At 35.3% G+C, this 25,668-nt stretch carries 30 protein-coding genes; 12 read left to right on the top strand and 18 right to left on the bottom strand.

The features are described 5' to 3' along the window. The first annotated feature begins 15 nt into the window (after positions 1 to 15). Entirely contained in the window at positions 16 to 1,518 is a 1,503-nt protein-coding gene (gene cysS, locus DNJ73_RS06565) for a cysteine--tRNA ligase (protein ID WP_158466925.1), read from the top strand. Here cysS and DNJ73_RS06570 read toward each other — a convergent pair. Then, on the bottom strand, positions 1,515 to 2,840 hold the full coding sequence (locus DNJ73_RS06570) for a sodium-dependent transporter (RefSeq protein WP_158466926.1): 1,326 nt from the start codon (positions 2,838 to 2,840) through the stop codon (positions 1,515 to 1,517). The two genes, cysS and DNJ73_RS06570, sit on opposite strands and share 4 nt — an antisense overlap. Before the next feature lie 92 nt (positions 2,841 to 2,932). On the opposite strand from DNJ73_RS06570, the gene DNJ73_RS06575 reads away from it, so the two are divergent. Beyond that, on the top strand, positions 2,933 to 4,171 hold the full coding sequence (locus DNJ73_RS06575) for a 1-deoxy-D-xylulose-5-phosphate reductoisomerase (RefSeq protein WP_158466927.1): 1,239 nt from the start codon (positions 2,933 to 2,935) through the stop codon (positions 4,169 to 4,171). Between the two features lies 1 nt (position 4,172). Here DNJ73_RS06575 and DNJ73_RS06580 read toward each other — a convergent pair whose 3' ends face one another. The 4 genes from DNJ73_RS06580 to DNJ73_RS06595 are packed head-to-tail and all read right to left on the bottom strand — an operon-like array spanning position 4,173 to position 8,143. Beyond that, on the bottom strand, positions 4,173 to 5,273 hold the full coding sequence (locus tag DNJ73_RS06580) for an alpha/beta fold hydrolase (RefSeq protein ID WP_158467258.1): 1,101 nt from the start codon (positions 5,271 to 5,273) through the stop codon (positions 4,173 to 4,175). Continuing rightward, positions 5,257 to 6,696 (bottom strand): NAD(P)(+) transhydrogenase (Re/Si-specific) subunit beta, encoded by a 1,440-nt coding sequence (locus DNJ73_RS06585; RefSeq protein ID WP_158466928.1) that lies wholly within the window; start codon positions 6,694 to 6,696, stop codon positions 5,257 to 5,259. The genes DNJ73_RS06580 and DNJ73_RS06585 overlap by 17 nt, the downstream gene beginning before the upstream one ends. A gap of 11 nt (positions 6,697 to 6,707) precedes the next feature. Continuing rightward, the gene (locus DNJ73_RS06590; protein ID WP_011294842.1) at positions 6,708 to 7,001 is read right to left on the bottom strand and encodes an NAD(P) transhydrogenase subunit alpha; all 294 of its coding nucleotides are present in this window, start codon (positions 6,999 to 7,001) and stop codon (positions 6,708 to 6,710) included. Further along, positions 6,998 to 8,143 carry a Re/Si-specific NAD(P)(+) transhydrogenase subunit alpha gene (locus tag DNJ73_RS06595; protein ID WP_158466929.1) on the bottom strand — a complete coding sequence of 382 codons (1,146 nt, stop codon included), beginning with the start codon at positions 8,141 to 8,143 and terminating at the stop codon, positions 6,998 to 7,000. Before DNJ73_RS06595 ends, DNJ73_RS06590 begins: the two co-directional genes overlap by 4 nt. 133 nt (positions 8,144 to 8,276) lie before the next feature. Between DNJ73_RS06595 and DNJ73_RS06600 the strand changes: the two genes are divergently transcribed. From DNJ73_RS06600 to trxB, 3 genes are all read left to right on the top strand, one after another. Continuing rightward, on the top strand, positions 8,277 to 8,855 hold the full coding sequence (locus DNJ73_RS06600) for an EF-1 guanine nucleotide exchange domain-containing protein (protein ID WP_158466930.1): 579 nt from the start codon (positions 8,277 to 8,279) through the stop codon (positions 8,853 to 8,855). Between the two features lie 220 nt (positions 8,856 to 9,075). Then, complete coding sequence (locus DNJ73_RS06605) at positions 9,076 to 9,306, top strand: hypothetical protein (protein WP_158467259.1); 231 nt, start codon at positions 9,076 to 9,078, stop codon at positions 9,304 to 9,306. Between the two features lie 117 nt (positions 9,307 to 9,423). Further along, positions 9,424 to 10,803, top strand: coding sequence for a thioredoxin-disulfide reductase (trxB, locus tag DNJ73_RS06610; protein ID WP_158466931.1), 1,380 nt, complete (start codon positions 9,424 to 9,426; stop codon positions 10,801 to 10,803). A 9-nt stretch (positions 10,804 to 10,812) separates the two neighbouring features. Here trxB and infA read toward each other — a convergent pair whose 3' ends face one another. The 4 genes from infA to petM form a co-directional block, all read right to left on the bottom strand. Further along, positions 10,813 to 11,082 carry a translation initiation factor IF-1 gene (infA, locus tag DNJ73_RS06615; RefSeq protein ID WP_011294847.1) on the bottom strand — a complete coding sequence of 90 codons (270 nt, stop codon included), beginning with the start codon at positions 11,080 to 11,082 and terminating at the stop codon, positions 10,813 to 10,815. A gap of 74 nt (positions 11,083 to 11,156) precedes the next feature. Continuing rightward, positions 11,157 to 11,372 carry a hypothetical protein gene (locus DNJ73_RS06620; protein WP_158466932.1) on the bottom strand — a complete coding sequence of 72 codons (216 nt, stop codon included), beginning with the start codon at positions 11,370 to 11,372 and terminating at the stop codon, positions 11,157 to 11,159. A gap of 54 nt (positions 11,373 to 11,426) precedes the next feature. Next, on the bottom strand, positions 11,427 to 12,389 hold the full coding sequence (locus DNJ73_RS06625) for an NAD(P)H-binding protein (RefSeq protein WP_187152634.1): 963 nt from the start codon (positions 12,387 to 12,389) through the stop codon (positions 11,427 to 11,429). Between the two features lie 55 nt (positions 12,390 to 12,444). Then, positions 12,445 to 12,543 carry a cytochrome b6-f complex subunit PetM gene (gene petM / locus DNJ73_RS06630; RefSeq protein ID WP_011294850.1) on the bottom strand — a complete coding sequence of 33 codons (99 nt, stop codon included), beginning with the start codon at positions 12,541 to 12,543 and terminating at the stop codon, positions 12,445 to 12,447. A 135-nt stretch (positions 12,544 to 12,678) separates the two neighbouring features. Between petM and DNJ73_RS06635 the strand changes: the two genes are divergently transcribed. Both DNJ73_RS06635 and ilvN read left to right on the top strand, forming a co-directional pair. Further along, positions 12,679 to 13,668 (top strand): alpha/beta fold hydrolase, encoded by a 990-nt coding sequence (locus DNJ73_RS06635; RefSeq protein WP_257473396.1) that lies wholly within the window; start codon positions 12,679 to 12,681, stop codon positions 13,666 to 13,668. Further along, complete coding sequence (ilvN, locus tag DNJ73_RS06640; protein ID WP_158466934.1) at positions 13,665 to 14,174, top strand: acetolactate synthase small subunit; 510 nt, start codon at positions 13,665 to 13,667, stop codon at positions 14,172 to 14,174. Before DNJ73_RS06635 ends, ilvN begins: the two co-directional genes overlap by 4 nt. Positions 14,175 to 14,185: 11 nt before the next feature. On the opposite strand, the gene DNJ73_RS06645 is transcribed toward ilvN, so the two are convergent. Both DNJ73_RS06645 and DNJ73_RS06650 read right to left on the bottom strand, forming a co-directional pair. Further along, positions 14,186 to 14,896, bottom strand: coding sequence for a peptidylprolyl isomerase (locus tag DNJ73_RS06645; protein WP_257473397.1), 711 nt, complete (start codon positions 14,894 to 14,896; stop codon positions 14,186 to 14,188). Beyond that, on the bottom strand, positions 14,883 to 15,458 hold the full coding sequence (locus DNJ73_RS06650; protein WP_158466935.1) for a photosystem I assembly protein Ycf4: 576 nt from the start codon (positions 15,456 to 15,458) through the stop codon (positions 14,883 to 14,885). The genes DNJ73_RS06645 and DNJ73_RS06650 overlap by 14 nt, the downstream gene beginning before the upstream one ends. Positions 15,459 to 15,658: 200 nt before the next feature. On the opposite strand from DNJ73_RS06650, the gene psbD reads away from it, so the two are divergent. Then, entirely contained in the window at positions 15,659 to 16,735 is a 1,077-nt protein-coding gene (psbD, locus tag DNJ73_RS06655) for a photosystem II D2 protein (photosystem q(a) protein) (RefSeq protein ID WP_158466936.1), read from the top strand. Further along, positions 16,719 to 18,101 carry a photosystem II reaction center protein CP43 gene (gene psbC, locus DNJ73_RS06660; RefSeq protein ID WP_158466937.1) on the top strand — a complete coding sequence of 461 codons (1,383 nt, stop codon included), beginning with the start codon at positions 16,719 to 16,721 and terminating at the stop codon, positions 18,099 to 18,101. The genes psbD and psbC overlap by 17 nt, the downstream gene beginning before the upstream one ends. A gap of 82 nt (positions 18,102 to 18,183) precedes the next feature. On the opposite strand, the gene DNJ73_RS06665 is transcribed toward psbC, so the two are convergent. Then, the gene (locus tag DNJ73_RS06665; protein ID WP_158466938.1) at positions 18,184 to 18,819 is read right to left on the bottom strand and encodes a nucleoside triphosphate pyrophosphatase; all 636 of its coding nucleotides are present in this window, start codon (positions 18,817 to 18,819) and stop codon (positions 18,184 to 18,186) included. A gap of 72 nt (positions 18,820 to 18,891) precedes the next feature. Here DNJ73_RS06665 and DNJ73_RS06670 point away from each other — a divergent pair, with 72 nt between their 5' ends. From DNJ73_RS06670 to DNJ73_RS06680, 3 genes are read left to right on the top strand one after another with little or no spacing between them, the layout of a single operon-like run. Continuing rightward, positions 18,892 to 19,266 (top strand): Npun_F0494 family protein, encoded by a 375-nt coding sequence (locus DNJ73_RS06670; protein WP_158466939.1) that lies wholly within the window; start codon positions 18,892 to 18,894, stop codon positions 19,264 to 19,266. Continuing rightward, a complete protein-coding gene (locus DNJ73_RS06675; protein WP_158466940.1) occupies positions 19,263 to 20,777 on the top strand; it encodes a cobyric acid synthase in 1,515 nt (504 codons plus the stop codon). Before DNJ73_RS06670 ends, DNJ73_RS06675 begins: the two co-directional genes overlap by 4 nt. Beyond that, on the top strand, positions 20,774 to 21,007 hold the full coding sequence (locus tag DNJ73_RS06680) for a 2Fe-2S iron-sulfur cluster-binding protein (protein ID WP_158466941.1): 234 nt from the start codon (positions 20,774 to 20,776) through the stop codon (positions 21,005 to 21,007). The genes DNJ73_RS06675 and DNJ73_RS06680 overlap by 4 nt, the downstream gene beginning before the upstream one ends. A gap of 35 nt (positions 21,008 to 21,042) precedes the next feature. Here DNJ73_RS06680 and DNJ73_RS06685 read toward each other — a convergent pair whose 3' ends face one another. From DNJ73_RS06685 to DNJ73_RS06710, 6 genes are all read right to left on the bottom strand, one after another. Beyond that, the gene (locus DNJ73_RS06685) at positions 21,043 to 21,684 is read right to left on the bottom strand and encodes a hypothetical protein (RefSeq protein ID WP_158466942.1); all 642 of its coding nucleotides are present in this window, start codon (positions 21,682 to 21,684) and stop codon (positions 21,043 to 21,045) included. Between the two features lie 199 nt (positions 21,685 to 21,883). Next, positions 21,884 to 22,831, bottom strand: a complete 948-nt coding sequence (locus DNJ73_RS06690) for a lipid-binding SYLF domain-containing protein (protein WP_257473398.1) — start codon at positions 22,829 to 22,831, stop codon at positions 21,884 to 21,886. Positions 22,832 to 22,873: 42 nt separating this feature from the next. Further along, on the bottom strand, positions 22,874 to 23,308 hold the full coding sequence (locus tag DNJ73_RS06695; RefSeq protein ID WP_158466943.1) for a hypothetical protein: 435 nt from the start codon (positions 23,306 to 23,308) through the stop codon (positions 22,874 to 22,876). Positions 23,309 to 23,351: 43 nt separating this feature from the next. Next, entirely contained in the window at positions 23,352 to 24,239 is an 888-nt protein-coding gene (locus DNJ73_RS06700; protein WP_158466944.1) for a hypothetical protein, read from the bottom strand. Positions 24,240 to 24,334: 95 nt separating this feature from the next. Next, positions 24,335 to 24,820 carry a hypothetical protein gene (locus DNJ73_RS06705; RefSeq protein WP_158466945.1) on the bottom strand — a complete coding sequence of 162 codons (486 nt, stop codon included), beginning with the start codon at positions 24,818 to 24,820 and terminating at the stop codon, positions 24,335 to 24,337. Positions 24,821 to 24,919: 99 nt separating this feature from the next. Next, positions 24,920 to 25,381 (bottom strand): hypothetical protein, encoded by a 462-nt coding sequence (locus tag DNJ73_RS06710; protein WP_158466946.1) that lies wholly within the window; start codon positions 25,379 to 25,381, stop codon positions 24,920 to 24,922. Between the last annotated feature and the right edge of the window lie 287 nt (positions 25,382 to 25,668).

A 25,668-nucleotide genomic window follows, 5' to 3' on the forward strand; every position in this document is an offset into this window, starting at 1 on the left:
TTTTTATCTAAGAAATTGTCCCTAAAATTCACAAACACCTTATCCAAAAAGAAAGAGGATTTTATTTCTATAAATCCTAATCAAGTTAAAATATATTGTTGTGGTGTAACTGTTTATGATCTTTGTCATCTTGGTCATGCAAGAAGTTATCTTAATTGGGATGTATTAAGACGGTTTTTAATTTGGAAAGGATTTGAAGTTAAATTTGTACAAAACTTCACTGATATTGATGACAAAATTATTAATCGGGCAAATAAAGAAGGATGTTCTACTGATGAATTAAGTGAAAGAAATATTGATGAATTTCACAAAGATATGGATACTCTTTGCATTCTTAGACCAAGTAGTATGCCAAGAGCAACAAAATGCCTCCATCAAATTATTAATTTCATACAAGAATTAGAACAAAAAAAAGTAGCTTACTCATCAAATGGTGATGTTTATTTTTCAGTAGATAAACATAAAAATTATGGGAAACTTAGTGGAAGAGAAGTTGAGAATCAAATAGATAATGCAGCAGGGAGATTAAAAACAAATCAAAAAGAAAGTAAAAAGAACTCGCTTGATTTTGCTCTCTGGAAAAAGTCCAAATCAGGTGAGGTTAGCTACTCTTCGCCTTGGGGCAATGGCAGACCAGGTTGGCATATTGAGTGTTCAGCAATGGTTAAACAAGAATTAGGAGAAAGTATTGATATTCACCTTGGTGGATCAGACTTGATATTTCCTCATCATGAGAATGAAATAGCTCAATCTGAAACCTGTAATGGGAAAGAGTTAGCAAAATACTGGCTTCACAATGGAATGGTTAATGTGAGGGGTGAAAAAATGAGTAAATCGCTAGGGAATTTTACAACCATTAGGTCTTTATTAGATGAAGGTATTTCACCTATGACTTTGAGATTTTTTGTCTTACAAACTAATTACCGGAAGCCCCTAGATTTTACTGAAGAAGCGCTAAAAGCTTCTTCAAAAGGCTGGGAAAGATTAAATAATTGCCTGTCTTTTGGTTATATTTATAAAATTAAAGATCAAGCTAAAAACGAAATCAACCTAGGTAAACCGATAAAAAGATCTGCCAACAGTAAACTTGATAAATACTCATGTAAATTATTATCAGACTTTGAAAACTATATGGATGACGATCTAAATACATCTGGAGCTTTATCTATACTTTTTGAATTGTCTCAACCTATTAAAAAGTGCCTAATTTTATTAAGAGGGAAAGATATCAATGAAGTTGACGAAGATATTTTAAATCAAGTTTTTAATAAATGGGAACTACTCACTGAGTTAGCAGGAGTTCTGGGCTTAAAAGTAAATTTAAATCAAGAAAAACCAAAAAACAATACTGAACCTGACACTAATAAAATTGAAGAGCTTATCAAGAATAGATCTATAGCAAAAGCTAATAAAGACTTTTTACTCGCTGATAAAATAAGAGCTGATTTAAAAAATATTGGAATTGATTTAATTGATAAACCTAAAGGGGTTACAGAATGGAAACAACATTCAGATTAAGCAAATGTTTCTAATGTAGATAAGACTGTTAAATAAAGTCCGATAGCAATAACTGGTGGAGACACCCAGCGCAGCATAAACTTTAGATACCTTCTAACTCTTAAATTAGCATTAGAATTTGCAAGATCCTCATCATAACGATTTGGAACAATCCAACCCAAAAGAATTGAAATCAGAAGACCACCTAATATCAAGAGTGTATTACAGATAGCATCGGACTTGCCTAAAAAGTCTGTAGAAATAGCAGACGGTATTCCAATCAAGAAGATCAATAATGTTGAAGTCCAAACGGCCTTCTTCCTACTCCAATTCAGCCTGTCCATTAAAGAAGATACTGGTACCTCCATTAATGAAATAGACGAAGTAATAGCAGCTATAAAAGCCAATCCGAAGAAAACAGCAGCAATCAACCTCCCAAACACTCCAAGATTTGCAAATCCAGTTGGAAGAGCAATAAATAAAGTCCCAACAGTTGATTCACTGATAACATCTTTCAAACCAAAACTCATAACGACTGGGAATGTAATCAGCCCGGCAAGTAAACCAACAGCAGTATCCAAAGTTGCAACTCTCAAAGCTTCTTTAGGAAGATGATTTTTACGGTTTAGATATGAAGAATAGGCAACCATAATTCCAATACCCAAACTTAAAGAAAAGAAAGCTTGTTTAAATGCATTACTTATTGTGTTTTTATCAAAAAGTTGAGAAGAATCCCATTTAAGTAAAAATGATGTATATCCTTCCCATGCCCCAGATAAAGTTGCAGCCCAAATAGCTAATAACAAAAGGAGTCCAAATAAAAATGGCATTGCCCATTTTGTTAGTTTTTCAATACCTCCACGAACGCCTGCAACAACAACAAAAGCAGTTAACAATAAGCTGATTATTTGACCTATAAATACACTATTACCACTACTAATTTTACCAAAAAATTCCCCCGCCTCAGTCATATCTGAGGGTAGGCCTATAAATAAGGAATGGAAGAAAGTATCAATTGTCCATCCCATTATCACTGCGTAATAAGAAAGAATTCCACAAGAAGCTATTGCAAATAACCAACCTAGAGGCTTCCAATTCTCTCCAGCAGCTTTGATTGGAGCAAGAAAAGGACTACTTGCAGTGCTTCTCCCCAAGACCATCTCTGCAACCAAGACAGGCAGGCAAACAACTAAAACAACCAATACATAAAGGATAAGAAAAGCAAGTCCCCCGCCTTGAGATGACCTATAAGCAAAGCCCCAAAGATTTCCAAGACCTACAGCACTACCAGCTGCGGCGAGCGCGAATCCCAGCCCTGATCTCCATTGTTCCCTTTCTTGCATAATAAATCTCTATTAAAATCCAGAAGAAACTGGTAAATATATAACTGGGTTATACCTTTAAATGGGAGACTGGTCATACTTGACTTCACAATGTGAAAGCCATAAGCGTTTTAGGCTCAACAGGATCTATTGGAACTCAAACCCTTCAAATTGCAGAAGAGTTTCCTGATCAATTCAAAATTGTTGCACTAACAGCAGGAAAGAATCTTGATTTAGTAATCAAACAAATTGAAACTCATCAACCTGAAGTCGTTTCTCTAGCCGATGAGTCTCTTTTGCCAGAACTGTCTAGGCGAATAAATATTCTCAATGAAGAGTCAAAAATATTCAAGAAGCCCTTATTGATGGCGGGAGCTGAAGGACTTAATACTGCAGCAGCTTGGGGAAGTGCAGATCTTGTTGTAACTGGAATAGTTGGCTGTGCTGGCCTACTACCAACACTTGCGGCCATTGAAGCGGGGAAGGATCTAGCTCTAGCAAATAAAGAAACTTTGATTGCAGCAGGACCAGTTGTCATTCCTGCTTTAAAAAAAAGTGGAAGTAGGCTCTTGCCTGCGGATTCTGAACACTCAGCGATATTTCAATGCCTCCAAGGAACGCCATGGGCTGAAAATGCAAGACTCTCAACTGGAGTGCCTACTCCAGGATTTAAATCCATACAATTAACTGCATCAGGAGGAGCATTTAGAGATTGGAAAGCAGAAGATTTAGTGAAAGCAACTGTCGCTGATGCGACTAGCCATCCTAATTGGAGCATGGGAAAGAAAATAACTGTAGATTCTGCAACCCTTATGAATAAGGGACTCGAAGTCATTGAAGCTCATTATCTTTTTGGTCTTTCATATGACCAAATCGAAATCATTATCCATCCACAAAGCATCATTCACTCGATGGTTGAATTGGATGATTCATCAGTTTTAGCTCAATTGGGATGGCCAGACATGAAGCTCCCTATTTTGTATTGTTTAAGTTGGCCTGGTCGGCTTAAAACACCATGGCCAAGATTAAAGCTTACTGAAATAGGCAATTTAACTTTTAAAGAACCAGATACTAAAAAATATCCATGTATGGAACTTGCTTACAGCGCAGGAAAATTAGGGGGAACAATGCCAGCAGTGCTTAATGCCGCTAATGAAAAAGCAGTAGAACTATTTCTAGAAGAAAGGTTTAAATTTATCGATATTCCAAAAGTAATAGAGGCGATTTGCGACAAACATAAATGCGACCTCAATCTAAATCCAAGCCTCAGTGAAATTCTTGAAATTGACAGCTGGGCCAGAGAAGAAGTCTTAGATTATTCAGAAAAAAATATTACAAAAATACAGTTTTAGATTAGATAGTCTTCAAAGATAACAACCATTTAGAAACAACTTGATCCCCCCAACAACCCTTAACCCCATGAAATCCATTGTGTCCTCCTTTCTCAGTAAAAATAAATTGATTAGCCATTTGATTATTAGAAAATTTCATTTTTTCCATTAGTTTTTCAGCAGCTAAAAAAGGGACCCAAGGATCATCTTTGGATTGAATAAATAATGTTTTAGGAAGAGATTTTTTATTTTCTATAAGAGAAAAGAAAGGAGATGCTTTTGCATAATATTCTCCAACATCTTTATATCCCCACCTTGGAGCAGTTATAAAATTATCAAAAGATCTAATATCATTTATTTTTCTTTCTTTATCCTTTCTATTTATTAACAATGCATTCTTTTCTCTTTCTTCTACCCCAAAAGGATCTTCTAAAGTTTGCCTAATTAAACGATTTAACAACCATTTTTGATAAATAAAATTTCTTGGTCTTTCAATAGAAGAACTACATTCATTCAAATCCAAAGGACTACTTATACATACCAATCCATCTAATAAAGACTCATCACACATGCAAGCATTTAAAAGAATAGTTCCACCCAAAGAGATCCCAGCTCCAAAGACAGGAATATTTTTTGAAGATTGATAGTCTTCAGTTAATTGATATGAAATCTCTCTGGCACGCCTTAATACAGGAATCAAATCACTATTACATTCAGCAGCATAGGTACCATCAACAAAATCCCTACAAGGATCTGAGCCTCTCAGATTAAGCTTCAAAACAGCGAAATTTGATTGCACCAAAGCACTTGCCATTCTGGTCAGACCTCTTCTACGAGTAGAACCACCAAGGCCATGAAGAAGTAGAACTAAACCATTAATGCTCGATACACTTGATGGCTTATCCAAGTAGGCAACCAAGAAACCTCCTCCTGCCTTTCTAGTTTTGAGAGGTGGGACCTTTATACGAATTTCAGATGAATAGGCATCAGGCAATTCATCTGAGGCAAAGGTATCTCTTAGTGTCTGTAGGTCAGGACCAATCCATGGAAGACGCTCTTTAAAAGGGCTTATTCCTAAATCTGAAAGTAAATCTTCTTTTTTTAAATTACCCTTTACTCCCAACTCCAAGCTCCTTTAATTCCAGTAAAAGATCTCCAAGAACCTTTTTTGCATCTCCAAAGACCATGGAGGTATTTTGCAAATCAAAAAGGTCATTTTTTATTCCTGAATATCCAGCACTCATTCCTCTCTTAACAACAAATACAGTTCTAGCTTCTTGAACATCTAAAACTGGCATCCCATACAAAGGTGAAGTCTGATCATTCTTGGCCTGTGGGTTAACCACATCATTCGCTCCTAAAACTAATACAACATCGGTCGCGGGAAATTCAGGATTGATTACATCCATTTCTTTTAATTGCTCATAAGGAACGTCTGCTTCGGCTAAAAGAACGTTCATATGGCCAGGCATTCTTCCTGCAACAGGATGAATAGCATATGTGACTTCAATGTCGGCGTTTTCTAAAACTCTTGTGACCTCTCTTAGTGTGTGCTGAGCCTGGGCTACAGCAAGACCATAACCAGGAACAATTACGACTCTCTCTGCCGCCTCAAGAGTAAGTGCACATTCTTCTGGGCTACAACTAGTTATATTTGTATATTCTCCCCCTCCACTTCCTGAAGAAACAGAACTAGCTCCAAGTGCACCCCCAAATAATACAGAAACTAAAGATCTGTTCATGCCATCGCACATCACTTGAGTAAGTATTAATCCAGCAGCTCCAACCATTGCACCCGCGACAATCAAAAGTTGACTACCAACAACAAATCCTGCCGCTGCTGCTGCAACTCCTGAGTAGCTATTTAGCAAGGATATAACAACAGGCATGTCGGCCCCTCCAATAGGAAGAGTCACTCCAATACCCAGCAAAGATGAAGCAATTACGATAAGAAAAAGACCATTTTGTCCATCGATTGAAAGATAGATTCCACCTATCAAAGCAATAACAGCACAAAGAATATTGAAGAAATGCCTAGCTTTGCTTTGGGTCCAAGAAGGTGTAGACAGCCAACCTTGAAGCTTGGCCATTGCAATAATTGATCCAGAGAATGTAATTGCTCCAACAAAGAGTGAAACGACTATTGAGAAATTTCTAATAAGTTCACCTACTACACCATCTGAGCCATCTGTAGATGGGAACAAAGCCACACCAAGTGCCACCAATAGCGATGACATCCCTCCACAACCGTTAAACAAAGCTACTATCTCAGGCATCGCAGTCATTGGAACCCTTTTAGCAGTTATGGCACCTAAAAGGCCTCCGATTAAAGTTCCACAAACTATCCAAATCCAAGAGTTAATAGAAATGCCTATGGTTCCTTGAGAGTTAAGCAATACTCCAAAAGCAGCCAATATCATTGCAATGGCGGCAAGCCTATTCGCCTCTCTTGCTGATCTAACTTTTGAAAGGCCTTTGATACCTAAAGCAAGCAATAAAACTGCCAGGAGATCAATAGCAAATTTAACGGGAGCAATAAAAGTCATAAGAGATAATCCTATTTACGAGTTTTTTTACGACTAAACATTGCAAGCATCCTGTCTGTAACAAGGAAGCCACCAATCACATTAAACAAAGCAAATCCAAGAGATATTGATCCAATTATTAGTAAAGGTAAATTGTCTCCGGATTTTATTATTAAAGTTAAAGCTGCAAGCATCGTGATGCCTGAAATTGCATTAGCCCCACTCATTAGTGGAGTGTGCAAAGTTGGAGGGACTTTTCCTATAAGCTCTAATCCCAAAAGGCTTCCGAGGAGAAGCACCCAAAGAGCTTCACTAAAAAAACTCATGACCTAATTCCTCCATTCTCAATAATCTCTGATTTGAGTATTACTCCATCCTTACTAATCAAAGAACCAGCAATAAGCTCATCATCGTTATCAATTAAAAACTTACCCTCTTTAAACATTGGCTGAAGAAGAGACAATAAATTTCTCGAATATAAAGAACTTGCATGATTAGGTATTGAGCAAGGGAGATTAGAAGCACCCACAATCTTAACCCCTTTTCTAACAATAGTTTCTCCTGGTTTTGAACATGCACAATTACCACCACTAAGTACAGCAAGATCAACTACTACCGAACCAGGACGCATATCATCCAACATATTTTCATCAATAAGTTTGGGGGCTTTTTTACCAGGCACCTGAGCTGTACAAATTGCCACGTCAGCTTCAGATAATTGAATTGCCAATTCTTTTCTTTGAGCACTAAGAAATTCATCAGAAACTTGTTTTGCATATCCGCCTGACTCTGATGGAGTTTCATCAATCATTGGAAGCTCAATAAATCTTGCTCCCAATGATTCAACTTGCTCCTTTACTGCCTCTCGAATATCACTCACATAAACCACAGCACCTAGTCTTTTTGCAGTTGCAATAGCTTGAAGTCCTGCCACCCCAGCACCTAAAACAACAACTTTTGAAGGCTGAATAGTACCAGCAGCAGTCATTAACATTGGGAAATATCGATCAAGAGCACTAGCAGCTAAAAGTACAGATTTATATCCAGCTATATTTGCTTGCGAAGATAATGCATCTGATGATTGAGCTCTGCTAATTCTCGGAAGCAACTCCAAAGATATTGCAGAAATTTTTTTGGATTTTAATGTTTCGGCTAATTTTTTATTCCCATAAGGGTCCAATAAGCCCACAAGGAAAGAGCCAGATTTTAGATGTGAAAGGAATTTTTCTTCAGGAGGTTGAACGCAGAGAACAATATCAACTAATTTTTTTACCTCATTATTTTCCTTTTCAACCAATTCAGCGCCAGCCTCTAGATACGAATTATCTAAAAACCCTGCAGCCTCTCCTGCACCTTTTTCAAAAAATACTTTACAACCTAAGTCCAAAAACTTTTTAACGGTCTCTGGAGTAGCTGAAACGCGTGTTTCTCCTAAAGCTGATTCGAAGGGAATTAAGAAACTAAGCAAAGTAAAAAAATTTATCCTCCTTAAGATTAGAAGAGGAAACGTTTGAATACCACCATTTTTAGTTAAGAAAGGTTTTCCTAATAGTTTTTCTTGGCTATGAAATAAATGAGAAAATGTTATCGATCAAGAAAAAATGAGCCTTACTGCGATCGAATGTCCCGACGGCGTATGCCATAGTCATCACGGCGGGCACGCTGTTCCAAGAACAGCCATGCAAAAAAATCTTCAAAGCCATGGTAAAGAGTGGTGCGAACGTCTAGCAGAACGAATCTATGAAATGTCTGTAGACACCTTTTCACAGACAGTTATGCCGAGTTTGCATTCGTCTGGATGGCAAAGAAAGCATCTTGACTGGGAATTCAAACTCGCAAATAAACAGTCAGAGCCTGATGAAGCGCTAGTAGAGGGAATTATCAATGCTACTGAAAGCTTTTTGAGAAGCAGTGAAGTTCATCGCCTATTCATACAAGAACTTGTGCAAGGAACATTTGCTGAAGCGAAAGATGACAAACTGCCATCAAAAGCTGTCAGAAAAGTAATAGAGAATGAAATAATAGTAATGATAGAAAGCAAAAAAGAGGAGTTAACAAACAAGATTGCAAAAGCGTTAGAAGATGAGGCTAATGGTGATTTCGAATTAGCCAAAAATGCAGCAGTAGAAGGTATAAATGATGTTGAAAAACTATTAATAAACCATACAGAAGCAGTGTAATAAAACTAAGTGAGTAAATATTTAATTTCTACCTCTAATTAGCACTAAATATCAGTCAATCGCTTGTAGAGCAAATCAAAATCATAATTGTTCCTAAATATTAAGGAAAGCTAAAATCTTAAGCGATAATTTCGTTTTCCAGACAAAACGCTAATTTGTACCAAAAAACACAAGTTAATAGCCCATTGGCATGTCATGGTGTGCTCGTTGGGGATTAATTATGAATGCTTCTTTCAACAAGAGAATCAGTATCGCAAGCTGTTGGGCTGCAAGCAGAATAGCTTTACTTGATAACGTAGAAAGATATGAAGATAGTTATGCTATTAGTCAGGAATTCTGCGAGTGGATTACTTGTATAAATACTTACCCAGAGGGTATTAAAGCCTCAACTCTTAAAGTTCCAGATTTTCAGAAACAAATATTTGATGCTGATGAACTTTTAGAACTTTGATTTTAAATTTTGATTTTAAATAAATTTGAGATTTAAAAATAATCCAATTTCTTTTGGTTTAGATACAATTTCAAGTTTTTTTCTTATATGGTATAAGTCTGTTTAATATTGCATTGTATGGAAGCCGAGAAACAAGAATTAAAAGTTGAAAATCTAGTAATTATAGGTTCAGGACCTGCTGGATATACTGCCGCTATTTATGCGGCAAGGGCTAATCTAGAACCATTGCTTATAACTGGTTTTGAAAAAGGAGGCATACCTGGCGGTCAATTAATGACAACTACATTTGTTGAGAATTTCCCAGGTTTCCCAAATGGAGTTCAGGGACCAGATCTGATGGATTTAATAAAAGCTCAAGCTGTCAGATGGGGCACAAAGCTTGTTGAAGAAGATGCCATATCAATTGATCTTAAAAAAAGACCATTTACCATAAATACAAAAACTCAAGAAATTAAATCAAATTCTGTCATTATTTCAACTGGAGCAAGTGCCAATCGACTAGGGCTTGAAAACGAGAAATTTTTCTGGAGCAAAGGTATTAGTGCCTGTGCAATTTGTGATGGAGCAACCCCTCAATTCAGAGATGAAGAACTTGCCGTGGTTGGAGGAGGAGACTCTGCTTGCGAAGAGGCTGAATATCTAACTAAATACGGGAGTCATGTTCATTTGTTAGTAAGATCAAACAAATTAAAGGCATCTGCCGCTATGGCAGATCGAGTAAAAGCAAACTCAAACATTACTATTCATTGGGGGACAGAAATCTTAGATGTTCTAGGGAATGAATGGCTTGAAAAATTAAAGGTTAAAAGAATAAAAACTAATCAGGAAGATCTGATTGTTGCTAAAGGTCTTTTTTATGCAATTGGACATACACCAAACACATCATTGTTCATTAATCAGTTAGAAACAGACTCAAAAGGTTACTTACTAACACAACCAGGTAGACCTGAAACTTCTATAGAAGGTGTTTACGCGGCAGGAGACGTAGCCGATTCAGAGTGGCGCCAAGGTGTTACAGCGGCTGGGAGCGGCTGCAAAGCTGCTCTAGCTGCAGAGAGATGGCTAGCACTTAACAATTTAGCAACCCTTATAAAAAGAGATAAGATAGAACCATCAAAAACTGAAACATCAAATACTTTAGAAATTAGTAACGAAGAAAATTTTGACTCTGAAAAGATCTGGCAAAAAGGAAGTTATGCATTAAGGAAGTTATACCATGAAACAGAAAAACCTCTTTTCGTAATATATACGTCCAGCAGCTGTGGCCCTTGTCACTTACTTAAGCCTCAACTTCATAGAGTTCTTAACGAATCAAAAGGTAAAGCTGTAGGAGTTGAAATTGATATTGAAGATGAGCAAGACATTGCCAAGCAAGCAGAAATCAGTGGTACACCAACAGTCCACCTTTTTAAAAATAAAGAATTAAAAAACAAATGGAGAGGAGTTAAGGCAAGAAGCGAATATAAATCTGCATTAGATGAATTAATTAGTTGTTAATTATTTATTTCATCGTTTTCTTGGACCTCCTGGCCTATTACCACCTTGTCTTCCTCCTCCAGGACCTACGTTTCTTTCTCTATATGTAATGCGACCACGTGTTAGATCATAAGGACTGATTTCAACAAGAACTTTGTCTCCTGCAAGTAATTTTATTCGAAACTTTGTTAATTTTCCTGCTGCCCTACATAAGCATTGATGTCCGGCTGGCTGTTCTAGAGTTACAAGATAGAATCCATTTCCTTGTTCTTTCTCAATAACGCCGGATGTTTCAATCATGTGTTTTTTAGTACCACTAATTAACTAAAGCAATTGTATTCTAAAAAGTCTTAAATTATCCAATAAATGTATATTTAACTAAAAATGTCTTGTAACTCTCTAGCAGTTTGAAATTGTCCATAATAATAATTTGCAGAAGCTCTTAAATCTGAATCAGCTAAACCATCAAAAGCTTCAAATCCAATACTTTTCCATAGTTCATTACCACATAATTTATCCAGTTCAGAAGTTGCTTCTTTAGATAGATTTTCTAATCTTCTATTAAGGTTCTTAATTTGACTAATAGACATCGCAAAAAAGTAGTCTCCCTTAATAGTACATATTAACTATTGTTTTGCAAAGGGTCAGATTGGGAATTTCTTTTTCTCTTCAATATCTAGATCAACTCCTATGTCTTTAAGTCTTTTCAAAATAACTCCGTAATATTCTTTTATGTAACCTTCCATTGTTGTTGAATCAGTTTGACTTAAGCCAAAAGCACTATAAGTATCTTCCATAGGTGCATCCAATTTCCCTCCACTTCCACTTACTTCAGAAAAAGCAAGCCTCTCGGCAACATTAAGTGTTGGCTCGAAAAATGATACAACTGATTGAGCAATAGAGATTACTGTGGGGGAAACTTTTAACACCCTCGCTCTTTTCTCGCTGAACTGTTCACATAGATTGACCAATTCTTTGGCACTCCATGCTTTAGGACCAACTATTGGAAATCTTCCTTTTATAGTTTGAGGCCTATCTAAAGCTGCAACAGCGAATCGAGCAATATCCTGTGTATTCATATAAGCAATATCAGTAGGATTTCCACTTATCCAAACTGGTTCGTTATTTAGGATTGGAATTGCAAATTGCCCAATTACACCTTGCATAAAAGCAACACCTTGTAAAATGGTGTAGTCCAAAGAGGAATTAACCAATAACTCTTCGGTGCAATATTTAATGTCCATTAAAGGAATATCCCTATATTTTTCAGCTCCTAACAAGGATAAAAAAACTACCCTTTTAACATTCTTTTCTTGACAAGCATTATATAAATTTAATTTTCCATCCCAATCTATTTCATAAACACTACGTGGATCATCAGGTCGACTTGTGGCTGCATCAATAACAGCATCCACTCCATCAAGTGCATATTCAATATCTTCTTTATTAATTAAATTGCCACGAGTTAGTTCACATCCCCACTCTTGAAGGAATGAAGCAGATTTTGGTTTCCTAACCATGCAGCGGACTTTATGCCCAGCATCAATGGCATTTTTGGCTATTTGGCGACCTAGCGTTCCTGTGCCACCAATCACCAGAACTTGCATAATTGAATTCATTACAAGAGTCGAGCCTAAATGGGCAAACTATGGATTGTGGAAATTAATCACCTTGAAGTTTCAAAAGAAGAACTCCTCCTAAGAGTCCAACGGGGATCAAAACCCAAAAGACTGCAGCGATTCCAAAAATTTCTGATGCCATTCAGACAATTTAACTCATCTTCTATTAAAACCTAAAGCCCTGACATTCAGATAACAATCAAAACTGATAAGTGGATTTGTAAAATAAACTTAAAATTAATACAAATAAAGTTCAAAATCTAAATCGGAAATTGTTTTGGATGAAATTCAATCAGATATTAAGACTGAAAGCCATTTCAAAGGAACTCCTGATTGGGGTGAATCTAAGAATTGGTTATACAAAGAGCTTAGAGTTCACTTCAAAGTAATAGGCAATCCATCTGACCCTCCTATTGTTCTAATACATGGTTTTGGAGTTAGCAGCGAACATTGGAGAAATAATGCAGAAGTATTCGCCAATAAAGGTTTTAGGGTTTATGGAATAGATTTAATAGGTTTTGGTAGATCAGAGCAAAATCTTCAAGGAGCAATCAACTCTTTAGATAATCAATTTTGGGCCAATCAAGTAACATCTTTTCTTGATGAAATAGTAGACATTAAAAAAAACGGTAAAGTTATTTTGATTGGAAATTCTTTGGGAGCTTTAACAGCAATAACAATTCTTTCGCAAAGACCAGAATTAATAAAAACAGTAATTGCAGCACCTCTCCCAGAACCGGTTTTTATTAATCCAATTAAACCGTCATTTCCAATATGGCTGAAAAAAATTAAAAATTTTATAATCAAACTTTTTTTTCATTTGTTTCCACTAAAGCCCTTAATAAATTTAATATCAAGGACGAAATTGATTACATTCGCTCTACAAAGCGCCTACTGTCGCTCAATTACTAATGATAATGAATTGAAAAGAATAGTTACTGTTCCTGCAAGAAGAACAAATGCGTCCAAAGCTCTTAGATCGATGTGTATTGGAATGAGTAATAGGACATACTCTGCATTAGGACCATCGATTATTGCTAAGATTCAAAATCTACAAAATCGTCCACCAATTTTATTGATTTGGGGCAAAAAAGATAAATTGATACCTATATTTTTGGCAAAAAAACTAATAAAGCTCCATCCTTGGCTTAAATTAACTGTCATTAATGATGCAGGTCATTGTCTCCACGATGAAGTACCAAGGCATTTCAATCAAATTGTTCTGAAATGGCTGGAGAACTTAAAATTTTCTAAGCAACCAATATGAAGCACACACTTTCAGTCTTAGTTGAAGATGAATCTGGAGCATTAAGCAGAATTGCAGGACTTTTTGCAAGAAGAGGATTCAATATTGATAGTTTGGCGGTAGGGCCAGCAGAAGCTAAAGGGATTTCCAGATTAACAATGGTTGTTCAGGGTGACCAATCAACACTTCAACAAATGACTAAACAACTGAATAAATTAATAAATGTTTTAGAGGTTCTTGATTTAACAACTTTACCCGCTGTAGAAAGAGAATTAATGCTCTTAAAAGTCTCAGCATCTTCTGAAAGCAGAGGGAAAATATTAGACCTTGTTCAAGTTTTTAGAGCAAAAGTTGTAGACGTTTCGGATAACGCACTGACACTTGAAGTTGTTGGAGATCCTGGAAAATTGGTTGCTCTAGAAAACCTATTAAAACCTTACGGTATTTTAGAAATTGCTAGAACTGGTAAAGTTGCTCTTAAAAGAGCCTCAGGGGTTAATACTGAAATGCTAAAAGCAAAAAAATAATGCTTTTTTAATTATAGTTTTTTTGCTTCGACTATAAAATCTTCTTCTTGTAATAAATCAAGAACACTCATACCACTAATAACTTTTCCAAATACAGCAAATCTTCCATCAAGTTCTGGTAAAGACTTTAGTGATATGTAAAACTGTGAACTAGCAGAATTCACATTTTCAGATCTCGCCATTGATAGATAATATCTTTTGTGCTTTAGTTCTATGTTATTTTTTTGACTAGAAACTTCTATTTCTTTTCCATAGGTTGGCAAATTATTTGATTTTAATTTTATTTCCAAAGGAATATATCTTATTTTCCCTGTATTACTATCTATAAACTTATTTTCACCTGTTACTAAACTATTATCCCCACCTCTAATTATAAAAGGGAAGGGTTTTCTAATAACTCTGTTAAATATTGTTTTATTATATGCACCTTTCTCAACAAAATCAATGAAGTTGCCAACAGTTATTGGGGCTAATTTCCCATAAAGTTCTAGTTTGATATTCCCTTTATTTGTAATCAGCAAAACATATTCAGTAGAAGATAAACAAGGCTTATTTGTGGAAGAGCAAATATTTATGTCTACATTTTTCTTCAAAGAAGAACAGCCAAATATAAGTATTGAATTAACACATAAGAATATATTAAATGATTGAAATAATTTATTCCTTAAAGTTGAATTATTTAATATCTTTTTAATTATTTTTTTCTCTTTAAGCTCCTTCAAGGTTAACCTCTAAAAATCTAGCAATTTCAGCACCCTCATTTTCTAACTCCAATAAGGGTTTAGGAGATCCAACTCTAGAAATAGGCAAGTCCTTCCTACCCTTAATTCGCAAAGAAACCCTTCTTCTTGGATTAAAACCTTCTCTTACTTCTAATTTCACAGCTTTAATTTCATTAATAGGAATCTCAATTTCTATATTTTTCAATAATCCTCTTCTTGATAAAGATAAAACCCCTTTATTTTTGTCGAATCGGTTTACGCCAGAACCATAATCAATACTTATTAATCTCCAAAAGTAAATGGCTAATAAGAATGCTGCTACACCATATAGACCCATAACCAAGCCTTGAGGGACAAAAATTAAAGTTGATGGATTACCCAGCGGTAAAAAATCTGTACCGAAATAACTTGAAAAAGAAGCCAACAAAAATCCAACCCCCCCAATACTCAGCATAGAAGCAACTAAATAGTTCGAAATCTTACGCGAACCTTTAATTTCCTGTTCTAGAACCAGATCAGATAACTGTTTTTCTGATTGACTTAAATTTGATTCAGTTGACATAAGCTCGTAAAATCGGGAACCACATACCTTTCAAAACATTATAGAGACTAAGTTTTTTACATTTACTATCTAGCAATAAAAAAAATTTATTTTATCTCATTTCAATACAAGGGATTTCATCAAGTTAAAGATTTACCCACAAACCCCGTCATCGTTGTTAAAGTCTCCGACGTATACAAAAGCTCAGCAACGCTCCTCCCATGACGATCGCTGTTGGAAGCGCAACAGAACGAGGATGGTTTGACGCCCTCGATGACTGGTTAAAGCGCGACCGATTCGTATTTGTTGGTTGGTCTGGTTTACTTCTCTTCCCTACTGCTTTCCTAGCTATAGGTGGATGGTTCACAGGTACAACCTTCGTTTCTTCCTGGTACACCCATGGTGTAGCCAGTTCTTACCTTGAGGGATGTAATTTCCTCACTGCTGCTGTTAGCACTCCTGGCGATGCCATGGGTCACAGTCTTCTTTTCCTTTGGGGACCAGAAGCTCAGGGCGATTTAACACGTTGGTTCCAACTTGGTGGCCTATGGAATTTCGTTGCTCTTCACGGTGCATTCAGTCTTATCGGCTTTATGCTTCGTCAGTTCGAAATTGCAAGACTAGTTGGTATCCGTCCTTATAACGCACTAGCTTTCTCAGCAGTTATTGCAGTATTTACTGCTTGCTTCCTTATTTATCCCTTAGGTCAGCACAGTTGGTTCTTCGCTCCTTCTTTTGGAGTTGCAGCAATATTCCGTTTCATTCTCTTTATTCAAGGATTCCACAACATTACTCTTAATCCATTTCATATGATGGGAGTAGCTGGGATTCTAGGGGGAGCTCTACTTTGTGCTATTCATGGCGCAACAGTTCAGAACACTCTTTACGAAGACTCAAGTGTTTACTCCGACGGTAAAAATCAGAGTACAACTTTTAGAGGTTTCGACCCTGTTCAAGAAGAAGAGACTTACTCATTCATTACTGCAAACCGTTTCTGGAGTCAGATATTCGGTATTGCATTCTCTAATAAGCGTTTCCTTCACTTTTTGATGCTCTTCGTACCAGTAACAGGTATGTGGGCTGCATCAATAGGAATTGTTGGATTAGCTCTAAACCTTCGTGCTTACGACTTCGTTAGCCAAGAAATCAGAGCTGCTGAAGATCCTGAATTCGAAACTTTCTACACCAAAAACATCCTTCTTAATGAAGGTATGCGTGCATGGATGTCTTCTGTAGACCAACCACACGAAAACTTTGTATTCCCTGAGGAGGTACTCCCACGTGGAAACGCCCTTTAATAGCTTACTTAAAGCCCCTAATCAAAGTCTTGAAGAGACTGGTTACGCCTGGTATGTAGGAAATGCAAGGCTAATCAATCTTTCAGGAAGATTATTAGGTGCTCACATTGCACACGCAGGACTAATGGTGTTCTGGGCAGGCGCAATGATGCTTTTCGAAGTAAGTCACTTCACCATGGATAAACCCATGTGGGAGCAAGGCTTAATTTGTATGCCTCATGTAGCCATGTTTGGATACGGCATTGGTCCAGGCGGAGAAGTTACAGATGTTTGGCCATTCTTCATCGCAGGTGTTATTCACCTTGTTGCATCTGGAATCCTAGGCTTTGGAGGGGTTTTCCACTCTTTAGCTGGCCCAGAGAAACTTGAAGAAGCTTTCCCATTTTTCTCTACTGACTGGAGAGACAAAAATCAAATGACCAATATTCTTGGTTTCCATTTGATTGTATTGGGTATTGGATCTCTTCTATTTTCACTTAACTGGATGTACTTAGGTGGTGCATACGACACTTGGGCTCCTGGCGGAGGAGAAGTTAGGCTGATCAACCCAACTCTCGATCCAAGAGTTATTTTTGGATATCTAGTTTCAACCCCTTGGGGTGGTCAGGGTTGGATCGTTGGTGTCAACTCAATGGAAGATATTGTCGGAGGACATGTTTACCTAGCTGTTATAGAAATAATTGGTGGTATATTCCATGTCCTTACTGGACCTTATGGATGGGCAAGAAGAGCCTTTATCTGGAATGGTGAAGGTCTTCTTAGTTATGCACTTGGTGGAATCTGTGTAGCAAGTTTCATTGCTTCTTGTTTCATCTGGTTCAATAACACTGCATATCCATCTGAGTTTTATGGTCCAACAAACGCTGAAGCCTCTCAGGCTCAGAGTTTCACATTCCTAGTTCGTGACCAACGAATTGGTGCAAATGTAGGATCAACTATGGGACCAACTGGATTAGGTAAGTACTTGATGCGCTCTCCAACAGGTGAAATCATCTTTGGTGGAGAAACCATGCGTTTTTGGGATTTCCGAGGTCCATGGTTAGAACCTCTTAGAGGTCCTAATGGATTAAGTCTCGACAAAATTCAAAATGATATTCAGCCTTGGCAAGTTCGTCGTGCTGCTGAATACATGACTCATGCTCCTAACGCTTCTATCAACTCAGTTGGTGGAATCATTACTGAGCCAAATGCTGTTAACTTTGTTAACTTGCGTCAGTGGCTTGCTGGTGCTCAGTTCTTCCTTGGTTGGTTTACTTTTGTAGGTCATCTTTGGCATGCTGGTCGCGCTAGAGCCGCTGCAGCTGGATTTGAAAAAGGTATCAGTCGTTCACAAGAGCCTGCTCTTTCAATGCCTGATCTAGATTAGATCCGTCTTATATAAAAAGAGCCCTCTACTATGAGGGCTTTTTTTTATGCCATTAAATATATATTCTTTTTTAAATAGTTAATTAGTTATCTATAAGTAAATCAGATAAACCCAATTTTTCAGAATTAATTTTCAACCAAGGCAAACTCAGCCCAATAACATTACTAAAACATCCATCTATTTTTTTTATAAATTTTCCACCAATACCTTCGATAGCAAAGCCTCCAGCACAATTGTATGGTTCAGGAATTGAAGCATACTTTGTTATCTCAGTATTCGATAAAGACATAAATTCAATTTTTGTGGTTACAACCCCATCAAAGGATTTATTTAGTGAGCTGCTTCTAATATCAATTTCTAAATTATCTATTGATATTAAATAATGACCTGTATGCAAAAATCCGAAATTACCAGACATTCTTTGCCATCTTGATATCAATTGCTCTTTATTTTTTGGCTTACCGAAAATTTCCCCCTCAAACTCAAACAAAGAATCACAAGCTATTAAAGCTTGGAAAGCATTTAGGGGTTGATTTCCTTTTTTCAACTTTTTCAAGGCACTATCACCTTTACCCTTAGCTATTAATTTGACCTTTATGCATGGATCTGATTCCTGAACCTTTGTCTCATCAAAATCACTTACAATGACTTTATGCGTCAAAGCTATTTGATTAAGTAGCTTTTGACGTCCTTTGGATGCAGAGGCAAGCACAAACATACAAAACTAAATTTTTTTAATATTTAAGATCAATATTGATTCTAAGTATTAAAAATAAATCTATTTAATTCAATGTTGCTGATTGACCAAAAAATCTTTAGAAGAGCAAAGCAAGGGATAAGAAATTGTTCCTTCAACTTATTCTTTTTCCAAACTCTTTTAGAGGATAGCCTCAGTGCTGAGAATGTTTTTCAGAAGAAGTCTAAATATCTGAATGAAGAATTTATGTTTATAAGTAGTTCCTTATTTATAGAAAATGAATTTCTTAAATTAATCAAAATAGGCGTTTTGCGAAGAGAAGTTGACGGTCAAGGACTTACTGCAAAAGTTCGTATTACACCAATAGGAAGACAAGTTCTAGAGAGTAGTTCAGATTTATTCAAACAAAAAACAACATTTATAAAGAAATTAATTACATGCATAAAATTCAAACTATTACCAAGATGAACTTAGATTTCAAACATACTCCCTTAATGATTTTAGGAACCTCAAGTGGGGCAGGCAAAACACTTATAGCTACTGCTATTTGTAGATATTTAAAAAGAAAAGGAGAAAAGCCAATACCCTTTAAAGGACAAAATATGAGCAACAATGCATGGGTTGATTCACAGGGAAGAGAGATGGCATATTCTCAAGCTCTTCAAGCTTGGTCTGCAGGACTAGAGCCTAGTGCAGAAATGAATCCTGTACTTCTTAAACCAAAGGGAGATTGTACAAGTGAAGTAATTCATCTTGGTAAAAGTGTAGGGACTACTCAAGCTATAAATTATTACGAAGATTGGTTTAATTCAGGATGGGAAGCCATTAAAAAAGGCTTGACAGAATTATTAAATAATAAAGATGGAAGGCTTATTCTTGAAGGAGCTGGAAGTCCAGTGGAGGTAAATTTACAACATAAAGATTTAACAAATTTAAAGTTAGCAAAATTCTTAAGAGCAAACTGTATTTTAGTAGCTGATATTGAAAGAGGCGGAGTTTTTGCTCAAATAATTGGCACTATTGCATTAATGAAACCTGAAGAGAAAAGTTTGATTAAAGGAATAATTATTAATCGGTTCAGAGGCGATAAAGCATTATTTGAAACAGGCGTTACATGGATAGAAAAGGAAACAGGTATTCCTGTTTTAGGCATATTACCTTGGCTAAAAGAGATCTTTCCACCAGAAGATTCGCTAGATCTACTGGAAAGACAACAAATCAATCAAAGTGCAGAAATAGAAATAGCAATAATAAAACTACCTAGAATTAGTAATTTCTCTGATCTAGATCCTTTATTTAGCGAGTCAACTATTCAAATGAGATGGGTAGAGCCCGGTCAAAATCTAGGAACACCAGATGTATTAATAATTCCAGGAAGCAAGCAAACGATAAAAGATTTAGAGAGTCTGAAAAAAACTGGTCTTAGCAATCAAATAAAAGATTATGCCAACAACGGAGGAAATATTTTTGGGATTTGCGGAGGTTTACAAATGCTAGGGAAATCATTGGAGGATCCAAATAGGCAAGAAAGTAATAATAATTTGAATTCATTTTCGTATATCGGCATGAATCTTCTTTCAATAAAAACAACTTTTGGAAATATTAAGCACACAGCCCAAAGGGAAGAGATAGCTTCATGGCCAAAGACAAAAAGTATTGAGGGGTTTGAGATGCATTATGGGGAAAGTCATTTAATAGATAGTAAAAATCCCAAAATTATTTCTATATTTAAAAACAATTCATTAGGATGGGTTCTTGAAAAAAAAGATAAAAGTTTTATAGGAGGAACGTATTTACATGGAATTTTTGAGAATGAGGAATGGAGGCGAGAATGGATAAATAAAGTAAGAGAAAAAAAAGGATTAGAAAAATTGAATCTTAAGGGAGTAAATAATAACGATAAGAGAGAAAAATTATTAGATTTACTATCAGATTCTTTCGAAGAAAATATAAATATAGATGCATTAATTAAAATATGAAAAAAGTAAATATACACTGGCCAAACAAGAAATCAAGCAACTGTTTCCCTGGAGTCGAATGGTTAAAAGCTGCATATGATGCCCATATCGAAATACCTACTGGATGCCTAGGAGGGAGCTGCGGAGCATGTGAAATAGAAGTAAATGGAGAAGTAATACGAGCATGTATCTCTACTGTTCCAGATAAAAAAGAACTTACAGTTGAATTCTTTAGCGATCCATATTGGTAAAAATAATTAGGAGATTTATCTAATTGATTTCATAATCAATAATATTTCTCTGCCCTTCTTATAGCTCTAATAGCTGCTTTAAAGTCTCCAGCTTTATACTTTAATTCACTCAATGATTCTAATTTCTTTATAACCTCTTCTTTCTTTTTATCACTAATTACTTTTTTATAATCAGAAATTAAATCATATTTATTTTTTTCAATTCTAGAAACTTTAATCAATATCCTATATTTAAGCTCTAGGTCTTTCTCAAGAAAAGTACCTAACAAAATATTTTTATAATCTATTTTGTTACTATTTAGTTCTTTGTGTTTATATATTTCAAATAATCTAATTTTTTTTGCTTTCCTTTTATCTTCAATCGCTCCTTCAAAATCTCCATTTTTATATCTCGAATTACTTCTACCACTTAATGATACATCTTTAGATCTAAAATCAATGACCTCTATGCCATCTTCAAGAGAAATTGTTTTTGAAAAATCAGCTATAGCTGAAATATTATCTCCTAATTTATCATTCAAAAAACCACAACTTAGATAGGCCAAAGCAATATCAGCAGGATTTACCAAGATATTAATATTCTTTTTAATAAAATTAATAGCACCATCGTAATCATCTAAATTAATTAAGTTAATTGCTTCATTATAAAAAAATGAAGACTCATCAAAGCTTTTCATATTATTTTTCCTCCTCTTCATTGTAAGCATGATGAATGAATTGATTTAAAGGCATTCAAAAAAATATTTAACAGGACTTAACAACTAAGAGAGAAAGAATAGAGAATGGAAAACTCAATGAAGATGTAAAAGCTAATAATAACTAAGTTTTTGATGTATAGCTTTTACCACTTAAATACCCCTCGAAACAAATATATGATTATTTTTCATATGGAGAAAAGCTAAATTTTTGGCCACCGATGCTTGCCTCATACATTAAACCTCCTTTTGAAAGTGTAAACACTACAACACCATCGCTGTAAGCGGCTTCAGCAGAAGCCCCCTCATTAAGAAGAGCAGCGCTAGCTGCTGCACCAAATTCAAAATTGCCCTGAGTAAACCTATCTGTATCTTTTTGATTTTGAAAAAAAATAATTTGACTAAAAGCTTGTCCACCAAGTTGAAAACCCACTGAAAGTTGTGTCATTGTTGTTGATCCTATAGCTTTACAATTTTGAAAAACTTCGCCTCCACCCCGTGCACCTCCCACTCCCATACCGCCCTTTACAACATCTGGGAAGACTGCATATGCATTTGAGTTGTTAAAAAAGTTTTTAAGATATTCCTTCTCTTTAAATATTTCTAGTGAAATCTTAGATTTTCTACTTGCACCTACTTCAGAAATACATTCACTAATTTTTGAATTATCTACTTTTATATTTGTATTTCTTATTTTATCTAGTGTTTCATTTTCTCTAATTTCTTTTGCGGATCGTCTCTGACCTAAGCCTAGACCTGAAACAGTCTCAATATTTCTTATGAATTTCTTTGCAGGTTTATCATTAATGAACTGAATATTAAGTGATTTTTTTTTACCATCTTGATCATAACCATTTAGATTAAAAGTATATTTATCTTTCTCACCTAAGAAGCCAAGCATTCTAGGTTGAGTTTCAACAACCAATGGCCAACTAGTCATTCTTGAAGACTTTATTGAGCCATAAGGAGTACTAATTAAACCCTCCTTTACCTTCACAATGCATTCTCTTGAATTACAAATAGCTTCATATTCATCAGCTTTAGCTGGAATGTCAACAAAACCATTAACAATAGAAATTATTAAAGCTAATAAGAACTTCAAATTAATTAACTTTTCTCTTTCTAACATGATCTATTGGAATAGATTAAATAAATAAAATTCAATCAAAATCTATCTTAATTCTGTTACTTCAGACAAAGCTGCTTTAATTGGTAAAACATATTGTTTTTGATCAAAGTCAAGTATTGCAACTTTTCTATCACCAAATTCATCATTATAAATAATAGTAAAAACATGTTGATGTTCAACCTTTTTAAATAATAAGCCAATAATGCCTATCCTTGATGCTAGATCAACATCCATTTTTCTCAAGCTTGAATCTGAATAATTCCAATGTTTAATATCTCTAAAACGAATCTTATTAGATCTTCCAGTTCGAGGGAAGTTTAACTTCATAAATTTCCTATAAAAACTTACATTGCAAGGATATTTTGTATTTATATCTGACAAGCATTGAAGATCTAAGAACTCTTCTGCTGATTTAGCTTGTGGAATCAATATACCTAGAGATGCAATTAGACTAATAAAAAGAATTCTTAGATTCATGGTATTAATTAAGTAATTTTGAAAGATTTGAATAAAATGCAAATTAAATCATTTTATCTTCTAAAAATTCAACAATTTTATCGATAGTATCGTAAAAGGCAATTTTAGTTTGATTAGTGTTAGAGCCACCTCCAAAGGCTGCTCCTCCAGTAATTCCATCTAATACATTTGCACGCTCTTTACTTACTTGAACGCTTCTTCCAGAGAATGTTTTTATAGCAATTATTGGATTATCTAATTCTTCTCTTGTACTAATTATTGATATTTTTATGTCAACTTCTGCATTACTATTTGTAGTAGTATTCATTCTTGAAACGCCAAGAGCCACCCCTAGGGCATTACCACTACTTTTAGAATCTTTTGTATTAGAAGCTTTCAAAATCACTGGCCTTACAACATAACAGGCGCCTAAATTCCTTGCAGTATCAATCAACTCATTTAAATTGTTGTCATTAACTAAAGACTGACCTCCTCCTCCTTGCATCATCTGCATTTGTTGCATTTGCTGGGCATAAGGTGAAGAGTTATCTGCTCCCTGTCCTAAAACCCTTTTCAATTCTTTAGAGACCTTGAACCAAGCAACAGTTTTGATACCTTCATTAAGAAAAGCCTGATTCATTATTTCAGTTGCGAATGGTGCTAAAGCTGCCCCACCGCCGCCGCCCATCATCATGGGGTTAGAGAATCCACCACCACCGCCACCAGCTGCTGAAACTGGCATCAAGACAACCTTTCTTTTTGTATGGGTCCTAATACCTCTCAAGGTTTCATTTTCTTCATTTTGATATTCCTCTACTTTTCCTATTTGCTCAGAAGCGTCATCTCTACATGGATCCGTGACCTTTTTACTAGTATCACCTCCTCCACCTGAACAAGCAGTACTTATAAGAATAAATCCAGCAATTGCTAATTTTGATAGCACTTTTTTCATCTAATTTTTTCTTAATTAATGGTTTGAGACATTAGCATATCTATATATCTTATAGATTAACTAGAAATATTTCTTGCTCAAATTTTAAACTCAAATCAATAAAGGTTGTCTGGATTGCGTAATTCTTCTCCAGCGATATTTCTTAAAAGCTCAGGCAATTCTTTGGCCATTTCACCAGCTGCTTTCATGTTCTTAAATCTAATAAATGCAGTTTTCTTTCTTCCTCTATCATTTTCAAATGAAACTCCATAATCCACAGTCCCCGATTTCTTTTTAACTAGAAAGCCCAATAATCCAATAGGTCCAAGAAGTAATGTTGTTACAGTCCCAACAACTAAATTAGAAGACTTCGATAAATCCTCATAAACATTAAGATCTAAAAAATTGCTTTCATCCACATAAAGATAGTCAGTAGGGAGGTTCCCCTCTATATGAGTATTAGAAATTGTTATCCTGCAAGGTTGATAGTTTGTATAAAAAGAACATACTGCGGCATGAGTACCTGCATAACTAGAATGAAGTAAGCTAGTAACACCAATTCCTGATGATAAAAAAAGAGATGCTATCTTATTAATTTTCATCTTCATTTAATAAATGTATACTAAAGCTATTTAGTATAGCATCTTAATTGAAATCGTTATTAATCCCCCTAAGAATCAAATACTAAATATTAAATAGGATTATTCATTTTCTTTAATATCCTTTATATATTTTTTTACTAATTCATCGGATAATCTTAGATTATATGTCTTGCCTATACATTCTGCCTTGGAATAAATATCTCTATATTCAGAAAGTTCAGAATATGTTCTTTTTGCCCATTTCTTTTTATGTGTAGGGAGAAATTCTATCATTTCCTTCCAGTCTTTATTACTAATAATAGATCCTCCTTCAGCTTTTATTTGATTTAAATCTTCTTGGGAAATTGAAATTTCCCAGCATTTTTCAAGCAAAGGATTTCGATATACATCCAATCTTGTATCTACATTACCAATTCCACGAAATTCAGTTGTTACATTTAACTTATGTGTGGTGCTTGCGTGACATCCACCAAGTATTGGAATGACACCAAATATAATAATCGTTGATTTAAGTAAAAAATAACCTCCAAGCCTAGATATAGAAGAAAACAAGTAATTCATATTAAACAATAATTTATCAATATTGATTTATTTTATTATAAAAAAATCAATACTTTTTTTTATTCTCACAATTAGCAATAATGATAATAAGTTATCGTACTTCTTAGTACTAAAAGAATACCAAGAGGGTATCCGCAGACTTAATACTTAAAGGATAGTCCTAAACACCTATGAATAGGACTTTACGGATATATCGCGAAAAATCACAAAAACATTTAATTCTTTTTACTTACTAACCCTTGAAAACATCATGAATAGAACCAGTCCAACCATTAATGCGACATTAC

The organism is Prochlorococcus marinus XMU1408, assembly GCF_003208055.1.
GTDB classification, from domain to species: Bacteria; Cyanobacteriota; Cyanobacteriia; order PCC-6307; family Cyanobiaceae; genus Prochlorococcus_B; species Prochlorococcus_B marinus_A.

Bases quoted from the DNA above. Each gene is read 5' to 3' on its own strand.
- DNJ73_RS06570 (WP_158466926.1), bottom strand. From the start codon at position 2,840: ATGCAAGAAAGGGAACAATGGAGATCAGGGCTGGGATTCGCGCTCGCC.
- DNJ73_RS06585 (WP_158466928.1), bottom strand. From the start codon at position 6,696: ATGACTTTTATTGCTCCCGTTAAATTTGCTATTGATCTCCTGGCAGTT.
- DNJ73_RS06590 (WP_011294842.1), bottom strand. From the start codon at position 7,001: ATGAGTTTTTTTAGTGAAGCTCTTTGGGTGCTTCTCCTCGGAAGCCTT.
- DNJ73_RS06600 (WP_158466930.1), top strand. From the start codon at position 8,277: ATGAGCCTTACTGCGATCGAATGTCCCGACGGCGTATGCCATAGTCAT.
- DNJ73_RS06605 (WP_158467259.1), top strand. From the start codon at position 9,076: ATGAATGCTTCTTTCAACAAGAGAATCAGTATCGCAAGCTGTTGGGCT.
- trxB (WP_158466931.1), top strand. From the start codon at position 9,424: ATGGAAGCCGAGAAACAAGAATTAAAAGTTGAAAATCTAGTAATTATA.
- infA (WP_011294847.1), bottom strand. From the start codon at position 11,082: ATGATTGAAACATCCGGCGTTATTGAGAAAGAACAAGGAAATGGATTC.
- DNJ73_RS06620 (WP_158466932.1), bottom strand. From the start codon at position 11,372: ATGTCTATTAGTCAAATTAAGAACCTTAATAGAAGATTAGAAAATCTA.
- DNJ73_RS06625 (WP_187152634.1), bottom strand. From the start codon at position 12,389: ATGCAAGTTCTGGTGATTGGTGGCACAGGAACGCTAGGTCGCCAAATA.
- petM (WP_011294850.1), bottom strand. From the start codon at position 12,543: ATGGCATCAGAAATTTTTGGAATCGCTGCAGTCTTTTGGGTTTTGATC.
- ilvN (WP_158466934.1), top strand. From the start codon at position 13,665: ATGAAGCACACACTTTCAGTCTTAGTTGAAGATGAATCTGGAGCATTA.
- DNJ73_RS06650 (WP_158466935.1), bottom strand. From the start codon at position 15,458: ATGTCAACTGAATCAAATTTAAGTCAATCAGAAAAACAGTTATCTGAT.
- psbD (WP_158466936.1), top strand. From the start codon at position 15,659: ATGACGATCGCTGTTGGAAGCGCAACAGAACGAGGATGGTTTGACGCC.
- DNJ73_RS06665 (WP_158466938.1), bottom strand. From the start codon at position 18,819: ATGTTTGTGCTTGCCTCTGCATCCAAAGGACGTCAAAAGCTACTTAAT.
- DNJ73_RS06670 (WP_158466939.1), top strand. From the start codon at position 18,892: ATGTTGCTGATTGACCAAAAAATCTTTAGAAGAGCAAAGCAAGGGATA.
- DNJ73_RS06675 (WP_158466940.1), top strand. From the start codon at position 19,263: ATGAACTTAGATTTCAAACATACTCCCTTAATGATTTTAGGAACCTCA.
- DNJ73_RS06680 (WP_158466941.1), top strand. From the start codon at position 20,774: ATGAAAAAAGTAAATATACACTGGCCAAACAAGAAATCAAGCAACTGT.
- DNJ73_RS06685 (WP_158466942.1), bottom strand. From the start codon at position 21,684: ATGAAAAGCTTTGATGAGTCTTCATTTTTTTATAATGAAGCAATTAAC.
- DNJ73_RS06690 (WP_257473398.1), bottom strand. From the start codon at position 22,831: ATGTTAGAAAGAGAAAAGTTAATTAATTTGAAGTTCTTATTAGCTTTA.
- DNJ73_RS06695 (WP_158466943.1), bottom strand. From the start codon at position 23,308: ATGAATCTAAGAATTCTTTTTATTAGTCTAATTGCATCTCTAGGTATA.
- DNJ73_RS06700 (WP_158466944.1), bottom strand. From the start codon at position 24,239: ATGAAAAAAGTGCTATCAAAATTAGCAATTGCTGGATTTATTCTTATA.
- DNJ73_RS06705 (WP_158466945.1), bottom strand. From the start codon at position 24,820: ATGAAAATTAATAAGATAGCATCTCTTTTTTTATCATCAGGAATTGGT.
- DNJ73_RS06710 (WP_158466946.1), bottom strand. From the start codon at position 25,381: ATGAATTACTTGTTTTCTTCTATATCTAGGCTTGGAGGTTATTTTTTA.